Below are 524 nucleotides of genomic sequence, written 5' to 3'. Positions count from 1 at the left end.
GGTCCGGCGTTGCGGGTCAGCCGGAGCAGCTTCAGCCGGCCGGTCCCGTCGCCGGCGGCCTCGGCGGCGGCGCTGGTCCGGTCCGTCGAGGCGTCGTCGACGACGATGACCTCGGCGACCTCCGGCTGGCGCAACGCCGAGGCGACCGCGGTGGCGATGGTGGCCTCGGCGTTGTGCGCCGCGATGACGACGCAGACATCCGCTCCGTCGCTCTGGGCCTGGACGCTTCGCACCGGACGACTCCGAAGACTCTCCCCGCCCGGCGGGGGCCGGGCGGCCATCCCGCACGCTAGGCGGCCTGCGCGCGGGACGCGACATCGTCCAAAAGGAGGGCGCGGGCGCCGGATCCGCTCGTCCGAAAGATTACCGCCGCCGCGGCCGGGCGCGCCGATACTGCGCCGGATTCCGTGAACCGCCCAAGGCGAGACGATGAGCATGACGAGACCGCGCCGCCCGATCCGCACCGGCTGCCTGGCCGCGGCCCTGCTGCTGCCGGTCCTGCCGGTCGCGGCCGGGGACGATCC

At 75.4% G+C, this 524-nt stretch carries 1 protein-coding gene; it reads right to left on the bottom strand.

Translation table 11 applies throughout. From position 1 onward, the window contains the following. Window positions 1-233, bottom strand: a 233-nt coding sequence (locus FV228_RS32355) for a glycosyltransferase (RefSeq protein ID WP_147858025.1), incomplete at its 3' end; no start/stop codon positions are given. Window positions 234-524: the final 291 nt, after the last annotated feature.

The organism is Methylobacterium sp. WL18, from assembly GCF_008040015.1.
Classification (GTDB): domain Bacteria; phylum Pseudomonadota; class Alphaproteobacteria; order Rhizobiales; family Beijerinckiaceae; genus Methylobacterium; species Methylobacterium mesophilicum.
This window is presented reverse-complemented; position numbering and strand designations above follow the sequence as displayed.